General features: G+C 66.8%; 16 protein-coding genes. 8 read left to right on the top strand and 8 right to left on the bottom strand.

Annotated features, from left to right (window positions below; all coding sequences use genetic code 11):
- Positions 1-644 precede the first annotated feature (644 nt).
- The gene (fabV, locus tag ACMZ91_RS06770) at positions 645-1,904 is read left to right on the top strand and encodes an enoyl-ACP reductase FabV (RefSeq protein ID WP_414577895.1); all 1,260 of its coding nucleotides are present in this window, start codon (positions 645-647) and stop codon (positions 1,902-1,904) included.
- 71 nt (positions 1,905-1,975) lie between these two features.
- On the opposite strand, the gene ACMZ91_RS06765 is transcribed toward fabV, so the two are convergent.
- The 3 genes from ACMZ91_RS06765 to ACMZ91_RS06755 all read right to left on the bottom strand — a co-directional run bounded on the left by ACMZ91_RS06765 (position 1,976) and on the right by ACMZ91_RS06755 (position 5,866).
- The gene (locus ACMZ91_RS06765) at positions 1,976-4,045 is read right to left on the bottom strand and encodes a GGDEF/EAL domain-containing response regulator (RefSeq protein ID WP_121503054.1); all 2,070 of its coding nucleotides are present in this window, start codon (positions 4,043-4,045) and stop codon (positions 1,976-1,978) included.
- 91 nt (positions 4,046-4,136) lie between these two features.
- Positions 4,137-5,321: a BaiN/RdsA family NAD(P)/FAD-dependent oxidoreductase gene (locus ACMZ91_RS06760; protein WP_414577897.1), complete on the bottom strand. Its 1,185-nt coding sequence runs from the start codon at positions 5,319-5,321 to the stop codon at positions 4,137-4,139.
- Positions 5,318-5,866 (bottom strand): YaeQ family protein, encoded by a 549-nt coding sequence (locus tag ACMZ91_RS06755; RefSeq protein WP_088025707.1) that lies wholly within the window; start codon positions 5,864-5,866, stop codon positions 5,318-5,320. The genes ACMZ91_RS06760 and ACMZ91_RS06755 overlap by 4 nt, the downstream gene beginning before the upstream one ends.
- Positions 5,867-5,990: 124 nt before the next feature.
- Between ACMZ91_RS06755 and ACMZ91_RS06750 the strand changes: the two genes are divergently transcribed.
- Positions 5,991-6,869, top strand: coding sequence for a pseudouridine synthase (locus tag ACMZ91_RS06750; RefSeq protein ID WP_414577900.1), 879 nt, complete (start codon positions 5,991-5,993; stop codon positions 6,867-6,869).
- 6 nt (positions 6,870-6,875) lie between these two features.
- On the opposite strand, the gene ACMZ91_RS06745 is transcribed toward ACMZ91_RS06750, so the two are convergent.
- Positions 6,876-7,364: a YaiI/YqxD family protein gene (locus tag ACMZ91_RS06745; RefSeq protein WP_010484520.1), complete on the bottom strand. Its 489-nt coding sequence runs from the start codon at positions 7,362-7,364 to the stop codon at positions 6,876-6,878.
- Between the two features lie 301 nt (positions 7,365-7,665).
- On the opposite strand from ACMZ91_RS06745, the gene ACMZ91_RS06740 reads away from it, so the two are divergent.
- The 4 genes from ACMZ91_RS06740 to ACMZ91_RS06725 all read left to right on the top strand — a co-directional run bounded on the left by ACMZ91_RS06740 (position 7,666) and on the right by ACMZ91_RS06725 (position 11,476).
- The gene (locus tag ACMZ91_RS06740) at positions 7,666-7,875 is read left to right on the top strand and encodes a cold-shock protein (RefSeq protein ID WP_004153307.1); all 210 of its coding nucleotides are present in this window, start codon (positions 7,666-7,668) and stop codon (positions 7,873-7,875) included.
- 188 nt (positions 7,876-8,063) lie between these two features.
- A complete protein-coding gene (locus ACMZ91_RS06735) occupies positions 8,064-8,753 on the top strand; it encodes a glutathione S-transferase family protein (protein ID WP_049461212.1) in 690 nt (229 codons plus the stop codon).
- Between the two features lie 32 nt (positions 8,754-8,785).
- On the top strand, positions 8,786-10,351 hold the full coding sequence (locus ACMZ91_RS06730; protein WP_414577903.1) for a protein adenylyltransferase SelO: 1,566 nt from the start codon (positions 8,786-8,788) through the stop codon (positions 10,349-10,351).
- A gap of 588 nt (positions 10,352-10,939) precedes the next feature.
- Complete coding sequence (locus ACMZ91_RS06725) at positions 10,940-11,476, top strand: adenine phosphoribosyltransferase (RefSeq protein ID WP_071228978.1); 537 nt, start codon at positions 10,940-10,942, stop codon at positions 11,474-11,476.
- A 174-nt stretch (positions 11,477-11,650) separates the two neighbouring features.
- On the opposite strand, the gene dbpA is transcribed toward ACMZ91_RS06725, so the two are convergent.
- Both dbpA and ACMZ91_RS06715 read right to left on the bottom strand, forming a co-directional pair.
- The gene (gene dbpA, locus ACMZ91_RS06720; protein WP_414577905.1) at positions 11,651-13,027 is read right to left on the bottom strand and encodes an ATP-dependent RNA helicase DbpA; all 1,377 of its coding nucleotides are present in this window, start codon (positions 13,025-13,027) and stop codon (positions 11,651-11,653) included.
- A gap of 84 nt (positions 13,028-13,111) precedes the next feature.
- Positions 13,112-14,191: a YeiH family protein gene (locus ACMZ91_RS06715; RefSeq protein ID WP_049461880.1), complete on the bottom strand. Its 1,080-nt coding sequence runs from the start codon at positions 14,189-14,191 to the stop codon at positions 13,112-13,114.
- Between the two features lie 102 nt (positions 14,192-14,293).
- Here ACMZ91_RS06715 and ACMZ91_RS06710 point away from each other — a divergent pair, with 102 nt between their 5' ends.
- Both ACMZ91_RS06710 and ACMZ91_RS06705 read left to right on the top strand, forming a co-directional pair.
- On the top strand, positions 14,294-15,169 hold the full coding sequence (locus ACMZ91_RS06710; protein WP_414577907.1) for a LysR substrate-binding domain-containing protein: 876 nt from the start codon (positions 14,294-14,296) through the stop codon (positions 15,167-15,169).
- A gap of 346 nt (positions 15,170-15,515) precedes the next feature.
- Positions 15,516-17,396 carry an ATP-binding cassette domain-containing protein gene (locus tag ACMZ91_RS06705; RefSeq protein WP_414577909.1) on the top strand — a complete coding sequence of 627 codons (1,881 nt, stop codon included), beginning with the start codon at positions 15,516-15,518 and terminating at the stop codon, positions 17,394-17,396.
- Between the two features lie 287 nt (positions 17,397-17,683).
- Here ACMZ91_RS06705 and ACMZ91_RS06700 read toward each other — a convergent pair whose 3' ends face one another.
- Positions 17,684-18,145, bottom strand: coding sequence for a c-type cytochrome (locus ACMZ91_RS06700; protein WP_006361215.1), 462 nt, complete (start codon positions 18,143-18,145; stop codon positions 17,684-17,686).
- 9 nt (positions 18,146-18,154) lie between these two features.
- Positions 18,155-18,544, bottom strand: a complete 390-nt coding sequence (locus ACMZ91_RS06695) for a c-type cytochrome (RefSeq protein WP_005413034.1) — start codon at positions 18,542-18,544, stop codon at positions 18,155-18,157.
- Positions 18,545-18,664: the final 120 nt, after the last annotated feature.

Genomic DNA, 18,664 nt, shown 5'->3' with positions numbered 1-18,664 from the left:
GCGGTAGTGCCGGCCGCTGGCCGGCAACAGCAATAGCAACAGCGGGCATTCCGTGGAATGGTGGGGCCATGTGGATTGGCAGGACACGCCGTAAACCCATCCATGGGGGCTCGATGGCGCCATCCATGGCGCCAACGGTCCTGCCAACCCACATGGCCCCACCTCTGACAGATTCCTGCGGCTGTTGGATCGCGCGGCTGTTGGTAGGTGTCAACCTTGGTCGACACATCTGTCAGATATTGAATGAGTTCATCCATGTCGACCAAGGTCGACACCTACCAGAGCAGGATGCCGCTCCAACAGATCGCGGAAATCTGTCGAAGGCGGGGTGGGTCCGGTTGCGGGGGTGTCCGCGGCATGGATGCCGCGGCCAAGCCTCCATGGACGGATTTACGGCGTCCCCCGCAACCGGACCCACCCCGCCAACCCACAGGAACCCAGCTTTTGAAGTTGCTCCGGCTCCGGCCGTTGCTCCGGCCTCTGCGGGTGCAGGGTGCAACCCTGCAGAACAAACCCCACCCTACGCCGCCGTCGGTTGTGCAATCTTCCCCCGCGCACTACGATCCTGCGGTTCGCGCGCGCAGGCGCGCGCCCGTATTCCTGCTGAGCGCCCCGCGCGCCGCATCTGCCAACCCGAGGTATCCATGGTCATCAAACCGCGCGTCCGCGGCTTCATCTGCGTCACCACCCACCCGACCGGCTGCGAAGCCGCGGTCAAGCAGCAGATCGACTACATCCGCGCGCGCCCGCCGATCCAGAACGGCCCCAAGCGCGTGCTGGTCATTGGTGCCTCCACCGGCTACGGCCTGGCTGCACGCATCACCGCCGCCTTCGGCAGCGGTGCCGCCACCCTCGGCATCTTCTTCGAGCGCCCGGGCACCGAATCCAAGCCGGGCACGGCCGGCTGGTACAACTCGGCCGCGTTCCACAAGTACGCAGACGAAGCCGGCCTGTACGCCAAGAGCATCAACGGCGATGCCTTCTCCGATGAAGTGAAGGCCAGGACCATCGAGATGATCAAGGCCGATCTGGGCCAGGTCGACCAGGTCGTCTACAGCCTGGCCGCGCCGCGCCGCAAGCATCCGAAGACCGGCGAGATCATCAGCTCCACGTTGAAGCCGATCGGTGAGCCGATCACCCTGCGTGGCCTGGATACCGACAAGGAAGTGCTGACCGAGACCCACCTGCAGCCGGCCACCCCGGAAGAAATCGCCGGTACCGTTGCGGTGATGGGCGGTGAGGACTGGCAGATGTGGATCGATGCGCTGGCCGATGCCGGCGTGCTGGCCAACGGCTGCACCACCACCGCCTTCACCTACGTGGGCGAAGAGATCACCCAGGCGATCTACTGGAACGGCTCCATCGGCGCCGCCAAGAAGGACCTGGACACCAAGGTGCTGGGCCTGCGCGAAAAGCTGGCGAAAATCGGCGGCGACGCGCGCGTGTCGGTGCTGAAGGCGGTAGTCACCCAGGCCAGCTCGGCCATTCCGACCATGCCGCTGTACCTGTCGCTGCTGTTCAAGGTGATGAAGGAAAAGGGCACCCACGAAGGCTGCATCGAACAGCTGGATGTGCTGTACGACATCCTCTACGGCGGCAAGGCCGATGGCGTGGCGGTCGATCGTCTGCGCCACGACCTGGTCGATGGCGATGGCCACACCGTCGCGCTGGTCGATGACGAAGGCCGCCTGCGTGCCGATTACAAGGAAATGGCCGCGGACGTGCAGGGCAAGGTGGTCGCGCTGTGGCCGCAGGTGACCAACGAGAACCTGTACGAGATCAGCGATCTGGCCGGCTACAAGGCCGATTTCCTGCGCCTGTTCGGTTTTGGCGTGGAGGGTGTCGACTACGAGGCCGACGTCAATCCGGACGTGAAGATCGAAAACCTGGTCGACATGACCTGATCAACGAAGAGGCCGGCGAAATCCGGCCTTCTCTTTGGGTGGTGCCGGCCAGCGGCCGGCACTACCATCGGTCATCCGAACTCGAAGCCCATCTCCGGCAACGCCGGGCCGACGAAGTCGCCCTGCACGTAGTCCACGCCGGCACTGAACAGCAACGTCATCGAATTGGCATCGCTGACGAATTCGGCGATGGTGCGGATGCCGGCTTCCTGCGCGCGCGCGGTGATCTGGCTGATGCGGTCGATGTTTTCGCGGGTGGCTGCCAGGTCGCTGGTGAAGCCACGGTCCAGCTTGAGGAACTGCGGCTGGAAGTGGGCCAGCAGCTGGAACGAATCCAGCCCCGAACCGAACTGCTCCAGGCCGATGCGGCAGCCCAGCGGTGCTACTTCGGCAAGGAACTGCTGTGCACTGCGCAGGTGAGTGAACACCTTCGCTTCCGGCGCATGCAGCCACAGCCGTTCGCCGGGTACACCCTGAGCCTGCAGCTCGCGGCGCAGGGTAGCGATCATTTGCGGGTCGTCGAACGATTCCGGCGTCACTTTCACCAGCATCTGCGTGGCATGGCCTTCGCGTGCACGCTGGCCCAGCACCGCGATGGCCCGTGACACCACCCAGCGGTTGATGTCGGCCAGCAGGCCGTGCTCCTCCGCGATACCGAGGAACGCGGTCGGACTCAGCAGTTCGCCGTTGTGCTCCAGGCGCAGGTAGGCCTCATACAGCTCCAGCGACTCGCCCTGCAGGTTCAGCACCGGCTGGTAGTGCAGCTGGAAGCCGTCACCGGCCAGCGCTTCACGGATACGGGCGACCCAGCGCAGCACGCGTTCTTCCTCCACGCGGTCGGCGGCGGCCGGGTCGAAGATGCGGCAGGTGTTGCCCAGTTCTGCGGCGGCCTGCGTGCATTCGCTGGCTCGTGCCAGCACCTGGCCGATACTGGCGATCTTCTCGCCCACCTGCACGCCACCGATGCTGACCGTTACCGTGGCCGAGCGTGCGCCGATGCTGAAGACGTGCGCGGCGTAGGCTTCGCGGATGCGCTCGGCCAGTGCCACGGTCTGCGCGTACGGCCCGGCCTGCAGCACGGCGAAATTGTGTTCGCCGAAGCGGGCCAGCTGTGCGTCTTCGCCAACGACTTCGGCCAGCAGCGCGGCGAGCGCGCCGATCAGGGTGTCGGCCGAGGCCAGGCCAATGTCCGGCAGCAGGCGCGCGTAGTGGTCCGGCTCGATCAGCAGCAGGCCGAACTGGCCTTCGCTGCGCCCGGCCTGGGCCACCGCGCTTTCCAGCTGCAGCATGAAGGTCGGGCGATTGAGCAGGCCGGTGACCTGGTCGCGCTGGCGCAGGTCCTCGACCTCACGTGCCAGCTCGGGGTCGAATTCCATGCGGCGGCGGAGCACCACCTGCAGGCAGGATTCGCCTTCGTAGGTGGCAGCGGCAAACTCCATCGTCGCCGGGAACGCGCTGCCATCCTCGTGGCGCGCGTCGAGCTGGTACTGCGGCGGCGGCGCCTCGCCACGGCTCAGCCCCTTCAGCAGCTGCTTGAAGCCCTCCACGTGCTGGGCGGCGACCATGTCCAGCAGCGAGATGCCTTCGATGTCGTCGAAATGCTCGTAACCGAACATCTCCAGATAGGCATCGTTGGCGCGGATGTGCATGCCTTCATGCACATAGGCGATGGGGTCGCGCGAGGAGGCGATCAACGCATCGCAGCGGCGCTCGGTTTCGCGCATCTGTGCTTCGATGCGGCGCAGGCCGCGACGCGCCTGCAGGTCCACCCACTGGTCGCGGACCACGGCGAGCAGATGCTCCGGACGTTGGCGCAGGGCGAGGGCGCGGATGCCGTGGCTGCTGGCCTGCACCAGTTCGTCTTCGTCGATGCGCTCGGCCAGCAGCACCAGCGGAATATCCTTGCCGCTGGCAGCAATATGCTGGGCCACCAGTGGCAGCGGGATGCCCTGGGAGGGCGAAGCCAGCACCAGGTCGATGGCCTGGCTGGCCAGCACCTGGGCCAGCTCGGCTGCATCCTGCGGACGCCACGGGCGTACCGCGATGCCGCTGTTGCGCAGCGTGCTGACGATGGCTTCGGCATTCTCGCCGCTGTCATCGACGATCAGCAGGCGGATGGTGATGTCGTTCGCGTTCTGCATGCACTGCTCCCCAATCTGCAAATCTAGATACACGATGCGCGGCGAACCGTCCATGCGCGCACCCCTTGCACGCATTGAACGGCGATGTGGTTCACACCACGCCACCGGCCGCGTGGCCGCTGGCCCAGGCCCACTGGAAGTTGTAGCCGCCCAGCCAGCCGGTCACATCCAGCACCTCGCCGACGAAATGCAGGCCGGGCACGCGCTTGGATTCCATCGTCGAGGACGAGACCTCGGCGGTATCCACGCCGCCCAGGGTGACCTCGGCGGTGCGGTAGCCCTCGGTGCCACTGGCCACCAGCGGGAACGCGCCCAGCAGCTGCGCGGCCTGGCGCAGCACCGGCTCGTCCAGCTGGCGCACGGGCCGGTCGGGCAGCCAGTGTTCGCACAACCGCTGTGCCAGCCGCTTCGGCAGTACCTCGCCCAGCACCGTGCGCAGCTCGGCGGCAGGCCGCTCGCGCTTCATCTGGCGCAACCACTCGCCGGCATCCTGGCCGGGCAGCAGGTCCAGTTCCAGCGCGTCGCCGGGTTGCCAGAACGAGGAGATCTGCAGGATCGCCGGGCCACTCACGCCGCGATGGGTCAGCAGCATGAAATTCTGGAAGCTCTTTCCGTTGCAGCGCGCCTCGATGGGCAGAGCGACGCCGCTGAGATCGGCCAGCCGTTCCTGGTGCTTGCCGCTGAGCGTCAGCGGCACCAGCCCGGCGCGGGTCGGCAGCACCTGGTGGCCGAACTGTCGGGCCACTTCATAGCCGAAGCCGGTGGCGCCCATGCTGGGAATGGACAGGCCGCCGGTGGCCACCACCAGCGAGGCGCAGTGGAACAGGCCCTGCGTGGTGTGCACGCGGAAACCATCGCTGCCATGCTCGATGCGCTGCACGCTGCAGTCGGTACGCACCTGCACGCCTGCCGCCTGGCATTCGTCCACCAGCATCTTCACGATCTGCTTGGACGAGACATCGCAGAACAACTGGCCCAGCTCTTTTTCGTGATACGCGATGCCGTGCTTGCTGACCAGCTCGATGAAGTGCCAGGGCGTGTAGCGCGCCAGTGCCGACTTGCAGAAGTGCGGGTTGACCGACAGGAAGTTGGCCGGGGTGGTGCCGGTGTTGGTGAAGTTGCAGCGGCCACCGCCGGACATCAGGATCTTCTTGCCGACCTTGTTGGCATGGTCGATCACCTGCACCTGGCGGCCGCGCTGGCCAGCCGTGATCGCGGTCATCAGCCCGGCCGCACCGGCGCCGATGACCACTACGTCGCAACGGATCGTGCTCATGCCTTGGCGCGCTTGCGCCAGTTCGGGATCACGTCGAGCTGGATCTGGTCGTTGAGCAGCTGCACTTCACCGTCCTGGATCAGCACGCTCCAGCGCATGGCGCGCTGGATCTGCTGGCCCCAGCGCTCGACGAATTCACCGTCCAGATCAACCACCGAGAGATTGTCGAAGCGTGCCAGGCCCTTGCTCTGCTTGCCCCACCAGATCTCCGAGGCGTTGCCGCCGTAGTTGATCACCTGCACCTGGCGGCTGCGATTGCTGGCCTTGCGGATGCGCGATTCGTCCGGATGGCCCAGGTCGATCCACTGCAGGATGTCGCCGGTGTAGTCGTGTTCCCACAGATCGGGCTCGTCATCGGTGCTCAGGCCGCGGCCGAATTCCAGGCGGTCGCCGGCATTGAGGGCGAAGGCGAGCAGGCGCACCATCAGGCGTTCGTCGGTCTCGGACGGATGCTGGGCCAGGGTCAGGTTGTGGGTCGCGTAGTAACCGCGATCCATGTCGCTGATCTGCAGTTCGGCCTTGCGGATGGTGGCGGTGAGGGCCATGGGGGATCCGTGGACTAAAGACGACAATGATAGAGGTTTGCTCCAGGGGTGTCCGTTGCCGGTCTGTCTGCGCAGCGTCAACGGTGGCACTCTTGCGCTCTTTCCCGTGGCCGGAGTGGACGCCATGACCTTGCCCAGCCGCCTGCAGCTGCCACCCGGCCACTGGTCCAGCCTGCTCGATGGCCTGTGCGCGCGTTTCCCGCGTATCGACCGTGCGCAATGGCAGGACCGCTTCGCCCGAGGCCGCGTGCAGGATGCGCAGGGCAGGGCACTGGCGCCGGACATGCCTTGGCAGGTGGGGCTTGAAATCCAGTACTTCCGCGAGGTGGCCGACGAGCCGGTGATTCCCTTCGCCGAGACCATCCTGCATCTGGATGCGCACCTGCTGGTGGCCGACAAGCCGCACTTCCTGCCGGTGACGCCGGCCGGTGGGTATGTACGCGAAACCCTGCTGTCGCGCCTGGTCGCACGCACCGGCAACACCGAGCTGGCGCCGTTGCACCGCTTGGACCGGCTGACCGCCGGCCTGGTGCTGTTTTCCACCCAGGCAGCCACGCGTGATGCCTACCAGCGGCTGTTCCGCGAGCGGCGCATCGGGAAGACCTACGAGGCGCTGGCACCGGCGCTGCCGGGGCTGGCGTTTCCGCTGCAGCGGGACAGTCGTCTGGTGCCGGGGGAGCCGTTCTTCCGCATGGCCGAAGTGCCGGGCGAGCCCAATGCCCGCAGCCGGATCGAGCTGATCGAGGCCGAGGGGCCGGTCTGGCGCTACCGGTTGCGGCCGGAAACCGGCCGCAAGCACCAGCTGCGCGTGCATATGGCGATGCTGGGCGCCCCCATCGAGGGCGATGACCTGTATCCGCAGTTGATGCTGCGCCCGGATGAAACGGTCGAGGCGCCCCTGCAGCTGCTGGCGCAGGGGCTGGCCTTCGACGATCCATTGAGTGGGGAGCCCAGGCGGTTCAGCAGCCAGCGTCGCCTGTGCCTGCCCGGCCAGAGCGGGTAGGGTCGTTCAGCGAACCGGGCGTCGCGCCAGCCAGCGGTCCAGCTCGGCCGCGAACAGCTGCCGGTCGCGCGGGCCCAGCGGCGGTGGGCCCCCGGTCTGCACCCCGGCGCCGCGCAGCTCTTCCATGAAATTGCGCATCGACAGCCGCTCGGCCATGTTGTTCGGCGTGTACAGCTGGCCGCGTGGGTTCAGCGCCACCGCCTTCTTCTCCAGCACCAGAGCGGCCAGCGGGATGTCCTGGGTGACCACCAGGTCACCGGCGGCGACCCGCTCGACGATGGCGCTGTCGGCCACGTCCAGGCCCTGGGGGACCTGGATCGAGCGCAGCCAACGTGAGGGCGGGGTCCGGATCCACTGATTGGCGACCAGGGTCAGCTCGATCCCAACGCGTTCAGCGGCACGGAACAGGATGTCGCGAATGACGGTGGGGCAGGCGTCCGCGTCTACCCAGATGCGTGGGAGAGCGGGTTCAGCTTGGGTTTCAGCTTCAGTCATTTACCCAGTGTAGGGTAGGAAAATCCTGAATGGGGGCTCGGAGTTAGCCTCGATCGGCTGCCAGCCCTTGTCACGTCTAGCGGGCGGGGTCTGCCCATGAACGTCCGGGCTATCGCTTTTTGCAGAAAACACGCGTATCGTTCGTCCCACTGTGTTTGCTAGGGTCACCGTGAATCGTGGCCTGGTGCAGTTGATCTCACGATCCGCTCATCGATCCGCTTTACCAACGCCTGCAACTCAGTCTCGGCCCCGATACCCGGTGGCTGCGATTTTTTCAACATGTGTTTCAGGAGTTAGTCAAATGTCTGATCGTCAGACCGGCACCGTCAAGTGGTTCAACGACGCCAAGGGCTTCGGCTTCATCACCCCGGAAAGCGGCCCGGACCTGTTTGTGCACTTCCGTGCCATCCAGGGCACCGGCTTCAAGACCCTGCAGGAAGGCCAGAAGGTTACCTTCATCGCCGTCCAGGGTCAGAAGGGTATGCAGGCTGACCAGGTGCAGGCGGTCTAATCCGTCTGCTACCGTTTGGTAGCCAGAACGCCGGAAGCGAAAGCTTCCGGCGTTTTTTATTGCCCGCTGTTTTGTAGAGTCGGGTTTGCTCGACCGCGTTTGAAAGCAGTCGAGCAAGCCCGACTCTACAAAAGGCATGCAGCCGGGCGGGCTAAGATCAGATGCATCCTCCCATCGCGGAACCGTCCATGCGCATCGTCCACCACCTGGAAAACTCCCGTTCCCTGCGCGTGCTGTGGATGCTGGAGGAGCTGGGGCTGGACTACGAACTGCGCCGTTATCCGCGTGATCCGAAGACGCTGCTGGCGCCGCCGGAACTGCGCAACGTGCATCCGCTGGGCAAGTCGCCGGTGCTGCAGGATGGCGAACTGGTACTGGCCGAGTCCGGGGCGATCCTCGACTACCTCGCTGACCGTTACGACACGCAGCGCCAGCTGTCGCCGTCACCGATGCCGGCCGACGGAGCTGAACGCATCGCCTACCGCTACTGGCTGCACTATGCCGAAGGTTCGGCGATGCCGCCGCTGCTGCTGACCCTGGTGATCGGTCGCATCCGCAGCGCACCGATGCCGTTCTTCGCGCGCCCGATCGCACGCAGCATCGCCGACAAGGCCGAGCGCGGCTTCATCGGCCCGCAGCGGCGCCTGCACCTGGACTGGATGGAGCGCCGCCTGGCCGAAAGCCCGTGGTTTGCTGGCGAGCGCTTCAGTGCGGCCGATATCCAGATGAGCTTCCCGATCCAGGCCGCTGCCGCGCGCGGTGGTGGCCTCGACGACAAGCCGGCACTGCGTGGCTTCCTCAAGCGTATCGGTGAGCGCCCGGCCTACCAGCGTGCCGAGGCCCACGGCGGCCACCTGCAGGCGCTCAGCGGCAATTGAGGAGGGCGGCCGTCGCCCCCATCTTCAGCACCATGGATACCGACAGCCCCCGTTTCGACAACCGCCTGCTGCATACCCTGCCGGGCGACCCCGAATCCGGCCCGCGCAGGCGTGAAGTGCTGGGCGCAGCTTGGTCGCCAGTGATGCCGACCCCGGTGACGGCGCCCACGCTGCTGGCCTGGGCGCCGGACGTGGCCGAAATGCTTGGCTTCAATACCGCTGAGGTCGAGAGCGAAGGCTTCGCCCGTGTATTCGGTGGCAACGCACTGTATGCAGGCATGCAGCCTTGGGCGGCCAACTACGGTGGCCATCAGTTCGGCCATTGGGCCGGCCAGCTCGGCGACGGCCGTGCGATCTCGCTGGGTGAACTGGTCGCGCCGGATGGCCACCACTGGGAGCTGCAGCTGAAGGGCGCCGGCCCCACGCCTTACTCGCGCGGCGCCGATGGGCGCGCAGTGCTGCGCTCGTCCATCCGCGAATTCCTGTGCAGCGAAGCGATGCACCATCTGGGGGTGCCGACCACGCGCGCGTTGTCGCTGGTCGGTACCGGCGACGACGTGGTGCGTGACATGTTCTACGACGGTCATCCGCGCGCCGAGCCTGGTGCCATCGTATGCCGGGTGTCGCCGTCGTTCCTGCGCTTTGGTTCCTTCGAGCTTCCGGCATCGCGCGGGGAAACCGCCTTGCTGCAGCAGCTGGTCGATGCCTGCATCGCCCGTGATTTCCCCGAGCTGGAAGGGGAGGGCGAGGCGCTGTACGGCGACTGGTTCGCGCAGATCGCGGTGCGCACCGCCGAGATGATCGCGCACTGGATGCGCGTGGGTTTCGTGCATGGCGTGATGAACACCGACAACCTGTCCGTGCTCGGCCTCACACTTGATTACGGCCCTTACGGCTGGGTCGAGGATTTCGATCCGGACTGGACGCCGAACACCACCGACGCGCAGGGCCGCCGTTATCGCTTCGGTACCCAGCCGCAGGTGGCGTACTGGAATCTGAGCCGATTGGCCCAGGCGTTGTCGCCGTTGTTTGCCGATGTTGCGCCACTGCAGGCGGGCTTGGCAGCGTATCAGTCCACCTTCGTGGCCTGCACCCGTCGCGATGCCGCAGCCAAGCTGGGCCTGGCCGCTGCCGACGATGACGACCTGCAGCTCTACCTGCGCTGGCAGCAGTTGATGCAGGACGGTGGCATGGACATGACCCTGGCCTGGCGCGCGCTGATGCGTATCGATCCGACGGCAGCGGATGCGACGGTTCTGGACGCGGTGTACTACGACGAGGCGCGCCAGCAGGCGGTGCAGGCACCGTTGCAGCAGTGGCTGCAGGATTATGCGACGCGGCTGCAGGCCGATCCGCTGTCGGCCAGTGAGCGCACGGCGAAGATGGCCGCGGCCAATCCGCTGTACGTGCTGCGCAACTGGTTGGCGCAGGAAGCCATCGATCGTGCAGAGCAGGGCGACCTCGGTGGCGTTCACGCACTGCAGGACGTGCTGCGTGATCCGTACACCGAGCGTGCCGGGCTGGAGCATTTCGCCGGCAAGCGCCCGGCGTGGGCAGACAACCGCGCCGGCTGCTCGATGCTGTCCTGCAGTTCCTGAGGGTGGGTTTCGGCAGGGCTGCGCCCTGCACCCGCAGAGGCCAGATCAAAAGCCAAGGCAAGAGCTGGCTTCCGTGGTTTGGCGGGGTGGTGTCGGAGTGCGGGGACGCCGCAAGTACGTCCCTGTAGGCTTGGCAGCCGCATCCATGCGGCTGACACCCCGCACTCCGACACCGCCCCACCTCTGACAGATTCCGGCGGCTGTTGGTAGGTGTCGACCTTGGTCGACACGGTAGATCCACGCCATGCGTGGATGCTCTTCTTTCAATCTTCGAAATATTCGACTTCGATAGAGATCCATCCACGCATCGCATGGATCAACAGATCGCAGAAGTCTGTCGAAGACGGGGTGGGTCCGGTTGCGGGAGTGTCCGCGGCATGGATGCCGCGGCCAAGCCCCCATGGACGGGTTTACGGCGTCTCCCGCAACCGGACCCACCCCGCCATCTCTCGGAATGCGGCTTTTGCTTTCGCTTTTGCTTGCGCGGTGGCCTCTGCAGGTGCCGGGCGCAGCCCGGCCGATACCCCCCAACAGGCAGGCGACGCCCGGAACAGGTACCCTATGCCGCCATCAGATAGCCAACGTGACATGACCGACGCCATCGTCGCTCCGCAGTGGGCCTCCCGCCTGCGCGACATCGCCGACTTCCCCAAGCCCGGCATCCTCTTCAAGGACATCATGCCGCTGCTCGCCCATAGCGAGGACTTCCGCGGTGCCATCACCGCGATGGCCGACCGCTGGCGCGACCAGAAGCTGGACGCGGTGATCGGTATCGAATCGCGCGGCTTCATCCTCGGCGCCGCGATGGCGCTGGAACTGGGCGTCGGCTTCGTGCCGGTGCGCAAGCCGGGCAAGCTGCCGGGCCAGGTGCTGCGCGAGGAATACACGCTGGAATACCGCAGCGACTGCATCGAAGTGCACGCCGATGCGCTGCCGGCCGGCGCCCGCGTGGCGATCATCGATGACGTGCTGGCTACGGGCGGCACGCTGGTCGCCGCGTTGTCGCTGGTGCGCCGCCTGGGCGTTGACGTGGTCGGCGCCGGTGTACTGGTCGAACTCGACGGTCTCGGCGGCCGCGCGCGCTGGGAAGCGGATCTGCCGCTGTACACCGAACTGGTGTTCTGATCGAAGGGTGGGTGCCAACCAAGGTTGGCAACTACCGGCTCCAGGCCATTAGCTCTGGTAGATGCCAACCTTGGTTGGCAGCGCCTTTCGCGACTGGCGCCACGGATGGGCCAACCAAGGTTGGCCGCTACCAGGTCACGTCGTTGCCAACCGTGGTTGGCAACGTTGCTTCAATCACATCATCCGCACGCGGAAACGTCGGCCCTTGATCTTGCCGGCTTCCAGCTTGGCCACGGCCTTGTTGGCCTGCTCTCGCGCGATCGCCACATAGGAGCGGGTCGGGAAGATCGCAATCTTGCCGATGAACTTGCTCGACAGGCCGGCGTCGCCGGTCAGTGCACCGAGGATGTCGCCCGGGCGCAGCTTGTCGGTCTTGCCGCCGTCGATCCGCAGGGTGCGCATCGCCGCCTGCGGCAGCTCGGCCGGGCGCGAGGTTGCCAGCGGCGTCTTCTGCCAGTCCAGCGCCTGACCCATCTGCGCTTCGATGGCTTCGGCACGGGTCTTCTCGCGGCCGGCCACCAGGCTGATCGCCAGGCCGCTGGCACCGGCACGGCCAGTACGGCCCACGCGGTGCTGATAGCTCTCCACGTCGGTCGGCAGCTCGTAGTTGATCACCGCCGCCAGCTCTTCCACGTCCAGGCCGCGTGCGGCCACGTCGCTGGCCACCAGCACGTTGCAGCTGCGGTTGGCCAGCAACAACAAGACTTCCTCGCGGTCGCGCTGCTCCATGTCGCCGTGCAGGGCCAGTGCGGAGAAGCCGAACTGCTGCAGCGAGTTGGCTACTTCGTCCACGTCCTTGCGGGTGTTGCAGAACACCACCGCCGATTCCGGCGTGTACTTCAGCAGCAGGCCAGCCAGCGCCTTCTGGCGGTGCGCCGGTTCCACCTCGCAGAACAGGTGGCGGATCGCCGGAGCCTGGTCGGCACCCTCCACGGTCACTTCCACTGCGTCGCGCAGCAGGTCACGCGCCATGGCGCGGATGCTGTCGGGGAAGGTGGCCGAGAACAGCAGGCTCTGGCGGTCCCTGTGGGTGCGGCCGGCGATCTCGCGGATCGGCTCCTCGAAGCCCATGTCGAGCATGCGGTCGGCCTCGTCCAGCACCAGGGTGCGCACCGCGCCAAGATTCAGCGCGCGCTTGCGTGCCAGCTCCTGCACGCGGCCGGGGGTGCCGACCACCACATGCGGATCGTGGCCTTCCAGCGACGCCAGCTGCGGGCCCAGCGGCACGCCGCCAACCAGCAGCAGCAGCTTCAGGTTGGGGATGCCGGTGGCCAGCTTGCGGATCTGCTTGCCGACCTGGTCGGCCAGTTCGCGGGTCGGGCACAGCACCAGCGCCTGCACACGGATCAGGCTGGGGTCGATGGACTGCAGCAGGCCCAGGCCGAAGGCGGCGGTCTTGCCGCTGCCGGTCGGCGCCTGTGCGATCACATCGCGGCCATCCAGGATGGCCGGCAGGCTCTGCGCCTGCACGGGGGTGAGGGTGGTGTAGCCGAGGGCATCCAGGCCGGGCTGCAGGGCCGGGCTCAGCGGCAGGGTCGAGAAGTCAGTCATGGCGCATTGTACCCGTCCGCGCGGCCGGCCCCGTCCTGGGGCCTTCATCCATGTGGGTGCCGACCTTGGTCGGCACGCTCCCGCTCAGCCCAGCACCGCCAGCACACCCTGGTGGATCGCCAGCCCGCCGAACAGCAGCCACGCAAACAGGATCAGCGCCAGCAGCAGCGGCTTCAGTCCGGCCTGGCGCAGCGCCGAAACGTGGGTGGTCAGGCCGAGCGCGGCCATCGCCATCGCCAGCAGCACGGTGTCCAGCTGCACCAGCCCCGCCTGCAGGCTGGCCGGCAGCAGATGCAGCGAGTTGAAACCGGCCACCGCCACGAAACCGAACGCGAACCACGGCACCACGATGCGCGCCTTACTGCCGTCGGCGCCGGCCTTGCCGCCACGCGCCAGCCACAGCGACAGCGCGACCAGGAACGGCGCCAGCAGCATCACCCGCACCATCTTGGTGATCACTGCCGTATCAGCTGCCGCTTCGTTGACCGCGCGGCCGGCCGCCACCACCTGTGCCACTTCATGCACCGTCGCACCGGTGAACAGGCCGTACTGTCGCGCGTCCATCGCCAGCCAGCCGTGCGACTGCACCAGTGCATACAGGGCGGGATACAGGAACATTGCCAGCGTGCCGAACACCACCACCGTCGACACCGCCACCGTGACCTGTGCCGCGCGGCCACGCACCACCGGTTCGGCGGCCATCACCGCCGCCGCGCCGCAGATCGCGCTGCCGGCACCGATCAGCATCGCCGCCTCGCGTTCCATCTTGAACACGCGCATGCCCAGCCAGCAGGCCAGGCCGAAAGTGCTGGCGACCACCAGCACGTCCATCAGCACGCCGCTGACGCCGACATGGCCGATGTCCTGGAAGGTCAGGCGCAGGCCGTACAGCACGATGCCGGCGCGTAGCAGCCAATGCTTGGAGAAACCGACGCCGGCCGCGCTGCTTGGCGCGAGCCGCGGGTAGAGGGTGTTGCCGACCACGATGCCGGCGACGATGGCGACGGTCAGTGCACTCAGGCCATGCGCCTGCAACCAGGGAAGCTCGGCCAGGTACAGCGACGCCGCCGCGATCAGGCCCACCAGCAGAAGGCCGGGCAGACGCGGCTGCCAGCGTTGGCGCAGGGCGGGCAGGGACCAGGAGGAGAGAGCGGGGGCGTTCATGGCAGGGGCAGGGCTGGAGGGATGGGGCAAGCGTGCGCCTGCTTGATCGACCTGTAAAACGAATAATATGGGTGAAACCTACCTATCAAGCGGGTAACAGCCATGCGCCTCACCTTGCGCCAGCTTCAGGTCTTCGTCGCCATCGCCGATCACGGCAGCACCACCGCCGCCGGCCAGGCCATTGCGCTTTCGCAGTCGGCCAGCAGCGCCGCCCTGCAGGAGCTGGAAGCGCACTTCTGCACGCCCCTGTTCGACCGCATCGGCCGCCGCCTGGCGCTGAACGGGCACGGCCGCGCACTGCTGGAGCCGGCGCGCACCTTGCTGGTCAACGCCGCCGACCTGGAGCGTCAGCTGGCCGCCGGCGGCGACCCGTCGCAGGGGGCACCGCTGCGGCTGGTGCTGGCTGCCAGTACCACCATCGGCAATTACCTGCTGCCGCCACGCATCGCCGAACTGCTGCGGCAGGCGCCGCAGGCCGAGGTCGACCTGCGCATCGACAACAGTGCCGGCGTGGTCGCTGCCGTGCAGCGCCTGGACGTGGACGCCGGCTTGATCGAAGGCCCGTGCCACGAACGCGGCCTGCAGGTGACCGCCTGGCAGCAGGACCCGCTGGTGATCGTGGCTGCCGCCGATGCCCCCGCCAGCTGGTCGCTGGACGAACTGCGCCGCGCACGCTGGTTGCTGCGCGAACCCGGCTCGGGTACCCGCGAAGCGGTGGAACAGGCGCTGCTGCCGCATCTGCGCGGTTTCGCCCAGACCCTGCAGCTGGGCAATACCGAAGCGATCAAGCAGGCCGCCATCGCCGGACTGGGTCTGGCCTGTTTTTCTCGTCATGCGCTGGAAGAACCACTGGCCCTCGGCCGCCTGCGCGTGCTTGAGACCCCGTTGCCCGCCCTGCAGCGCACCCTGTGGCTGGTACGGCATCCCGGCAAGCAGTGGCTGCCGGGGCTGCAGGCGTTGCTGGGGGAGGTGGGGTAATCCATCAGAACCCCAGTTGATTCCATCCATCGACAGGCCTTGCAGCGCTCATCCACGCATGGCGTGGATCTACCGTGCCGACCAAGGTCGACACCCACCAGAGCAGAATGCCGTTCCGACAGATCGCGATGAACTGTCAGAGGCGGGTCGGTGTGGGGCTGCAGGACCGTTGGCGCCATGGATGGCGCCATCGAGCCCCCAGGGACGGGTTTACGGCGTGTCCTGCAGCCCCACACCGACCCGCTTGCCACCGTAAGCCGCTTTTGACGTTGCTTTGGCCGCGGCCGTTGCCTCTGCGGGTGCCGGGTGCAGCCCGGCCGACGCCCCCAACCGGTACAATGGCGGGATGCCTCTGATTACCCTACAGAACGTCGACTTCAGCGTCGGCGGCCCGTTGTTGCTGGAAAAGGCCGAACTGTCGATCGAGCCGGGCGAACGCATCGCCCTGATCGGCCGCAACGGCGCCGGCAAATCCACCCTGCTCAAGCTGCTGTCCGGCGACCACAAGCCCGATGACGGCGAAGTCCGCGTGCAGCAGGGCGTGCGTGTCACCCGCCTGGAGCAGGAAGTGCCGCACGGCGCCGCCGGTTCGGTGTTCGATGTCGTGGCCGACGGCCTCGGCGAACTGGGCCAGTGGCTGGCCGAGTTCCACCACCTCAGCCATGCCGAAGTGTTCGATGGCGAAGCGCTCGGCAACGTGCAGGCCAAGATCGACGCCGCCAACGGCTGGGGCCTGGACCAGCGCGTCAGCGAAACCCTGACCAAGCTCGACCTGGACGGCGAGGCCGAGTTCGGTCGTCTGTCCGGCGGTATGAAGCGCCGCGTGCTGCTGGCCCGTGCGCTGGTGTCCAGCCCGGATGTGTTGCTGCTGGACGAACCGACCAACCACCTGGACATCGAAGCCATCGACTGGCTCGAAGCGTTCCTGAAGGGCTGGAGCGGCAGCGTGGTGTTCGTCACCCACGACCGCCGCTTCCTGCGTGCGCTGGCCACCCGCATCGTCGAGATCGACCGCGGCCAGGTCACCAGCTGGCCGGGCGACTGGGCCAACTACGAGCGCCGCCGCGAGGAACGCCTCAACGCGCAGGCGCAGGAGAACGCCCGCTTCGACAAGCTGCTGGCGCAGGAAGAAGTCTGGATCCGCCAGGGCATCAAGGCGCGCCGTACCCGCGATGAAGGCCGCGTACGTCGCCTGAAGGCGATGCGCACCGAACGCTCGCAGCGCCGCGACCTCAGCGGCAACGTCAAGATGGAAGCCGCGCAGGGCGTCAGCTCCGGCAAGAAGGTCATCGACGTCAAGGACATTTCGTTCGCCTTCGGCGAGCGCACCATGGTTCGCGATTTCACCACCACCATCCTGCGTGGCGACCGCATCGGCCTGATCGGTCCCAACGGCAGCGGCAAGACCACGCTGCTGAAGCTGCTGCTGGGCGAACTGCAGCCGGCCAAGGGCGAGGTCAACGCGGGCACCAACCTGCAGATCGCCTATTTCGACCAGTACCGCGCGGTGCTGCGCGAAGACTGGAGCGCGATGGAGAACGTGGCCGAAGGCCGCGATTTCCTCGAGTTCAACGGCAAGCGCAAGCACGTGCATGCCTACCTGCAGGACTTCATGTTCACCCCGGAACGTGCGCGTGCGCCGATCACCCGCCTGTCCGGCGGCGAACGCAACCGCCTGCTGCTGGCCAAGCTGTTCGCGCAGCCGTCCAACCTGCTGGTGATGGACGAACCGACCAACGACCTGGACGTGGAAACCCTGGAGCTGCTGGAAGAGCTGCTGGGCGAGTACACCGGCACGCTGCTGCTGGTCAGCCACGACCGTGACTTCATCGACAACGTGGTGACCTCCACGCTGGTGATGGAAGGCGATGGCGTGATCGGTGAGTACGTCGGTGGTTACAGCGACTGGCAGCGCTATGCGGCCAGTCTGGCGACGCCTGCTGCGGCCCCGGCAGCCAAGCCGGCGGTCGCTGCACCGGCCGCCACGGCCGCTGCTCCGGCTGCGCCCAAGCGCAAGCTGGCCTACAAGGAAGCGCGCGAACTGGAGCAGCTGCCGAAGACCATCGAGAAGCTGGAAGGCGATGTCGAAGGGCTGACCTCTGCGATGAACGACCCGTCGTTCTACACCCGCAGCAGTGCCGAAGTAACCGCGCACACCCAGCAGCTGGCCAAGGTGCAGGCCGAGCTGGATGCCGCGTACGCTCGCTGGGAAGAGCTGGAAGGCTGAGCGTCTGCCACGGCCGTCTCGCCCGGCGGGCGGCTGTGGCTTTTGATCTGATTCCGCCTTGAAGCGAGCCGAGCACCGCAGGTCCGGCGAGGGCGAAGAGGCGCGGGTGTCTGAGCGTAGCGAGTTCCCGCGCCGTCCCTCGGTGGGCCGAGGAGCGCAGGGTACCGGTGCGCAGCATCGGCTCGCGGACGGCGGAGCGTTTCTTTTGGTTACTTTTCTTTGCGCGCAAAGAAAAGTAACGCCCATGAACGCCTCAGATTGCAGCAGTCATGATCCGCGCAGCGTGGTCATTTAACCCCGTGCAGATCCCGCAGCTGGCTCGGCCGACTGCCGAAATACGCCGCCAGATCGGCGATGTCCTGATCGCTCAGGTCCTTCGCCTGTGGCGTCATCAGCGCATGCTGGCGGTCACCGGCACGGTAGGCCTGCAGCGCATGCGCCAGGTAGTCACCGTACTGCCCACCCAGCTTCGGGTAGGTCGCATCGATCGGCGCGTTGCCGTCGGCGCCGTGGCAGTCGATGCAGCTCTGGTTGGTGGCCTTGCTCTTCACCTTGGCGCGGGCTTCACCGGCGGCCTCGCGGCCCGGTGGCAGGCCGGCAGAGGATGAAGAGCCGTGTTCGCCGCTGGCATGGCCCGGGTCGGCGGCGGATTTCTCGCTGTTTTCCACCTGCGACTGTGAACAGGCGGCCAGCAGCAGGGCAACGGACAGGGCGATGGCGTGACGCATCGGATGCGCGGCTTTCGACATGGGCGGGCCTTACTTGACGGTGGACAGGTAAACAGAGAGATCGGCGATCTCCTGTTCGCTGAAACTCATCGACTGCGCCTGCATCGTCGGATGCCTGCGCTTGCCCTGGCGGTACTCGGTCAGGGCCTGGGCCAGGTACTGCTGGGTCTGGCCGCCGATCTTCGGCACCCGGTAACTGGGGTAGGCGTTCTTGTAGCCGGTGATGCCATGGCACCCTTGGCAGGTGTAGGCCAGGACACGGCCATTGTCGAAGTTGCCGGTGGGGGCGGCAGGCGCCGGGGCAGCGGCGGGAGCCGGGGCCGGGGCAGGTGTGGCAGGAGCAGGAGCGGGCTGTGCGGCGGCCCCAAGGGGCAGGAGGACGGCCAGAGCGAGACAAGCGGCGAGCGGCTGCGGGCGCATGGTGTCGTTTCCGGGGATTCGGGTCTGGTCGTTCCGGCGTGGGGTACGGAACGACCCGAGTATAGCCCCAGGTTTCATCTAGCTGAAATGGGGGGCGGGCCGACCAGTGGCACGAAGACA

This window comes from Stenotrophomonas sp. FR024 (genome assembly GCF_047500745.2).
Classification (GTDB): Bacteria; Pseudomonadota; Gammaproteobacteria; order Xanthomonadales; family Xanthomonadaceae; genus Stenotrophomonas; species Stenotrophomonas maltophilia_A.
Note: the sequence above shows the minus strand (reverse complement) of the source record. Positions and strands in the feature narration are given on the sequence as shown.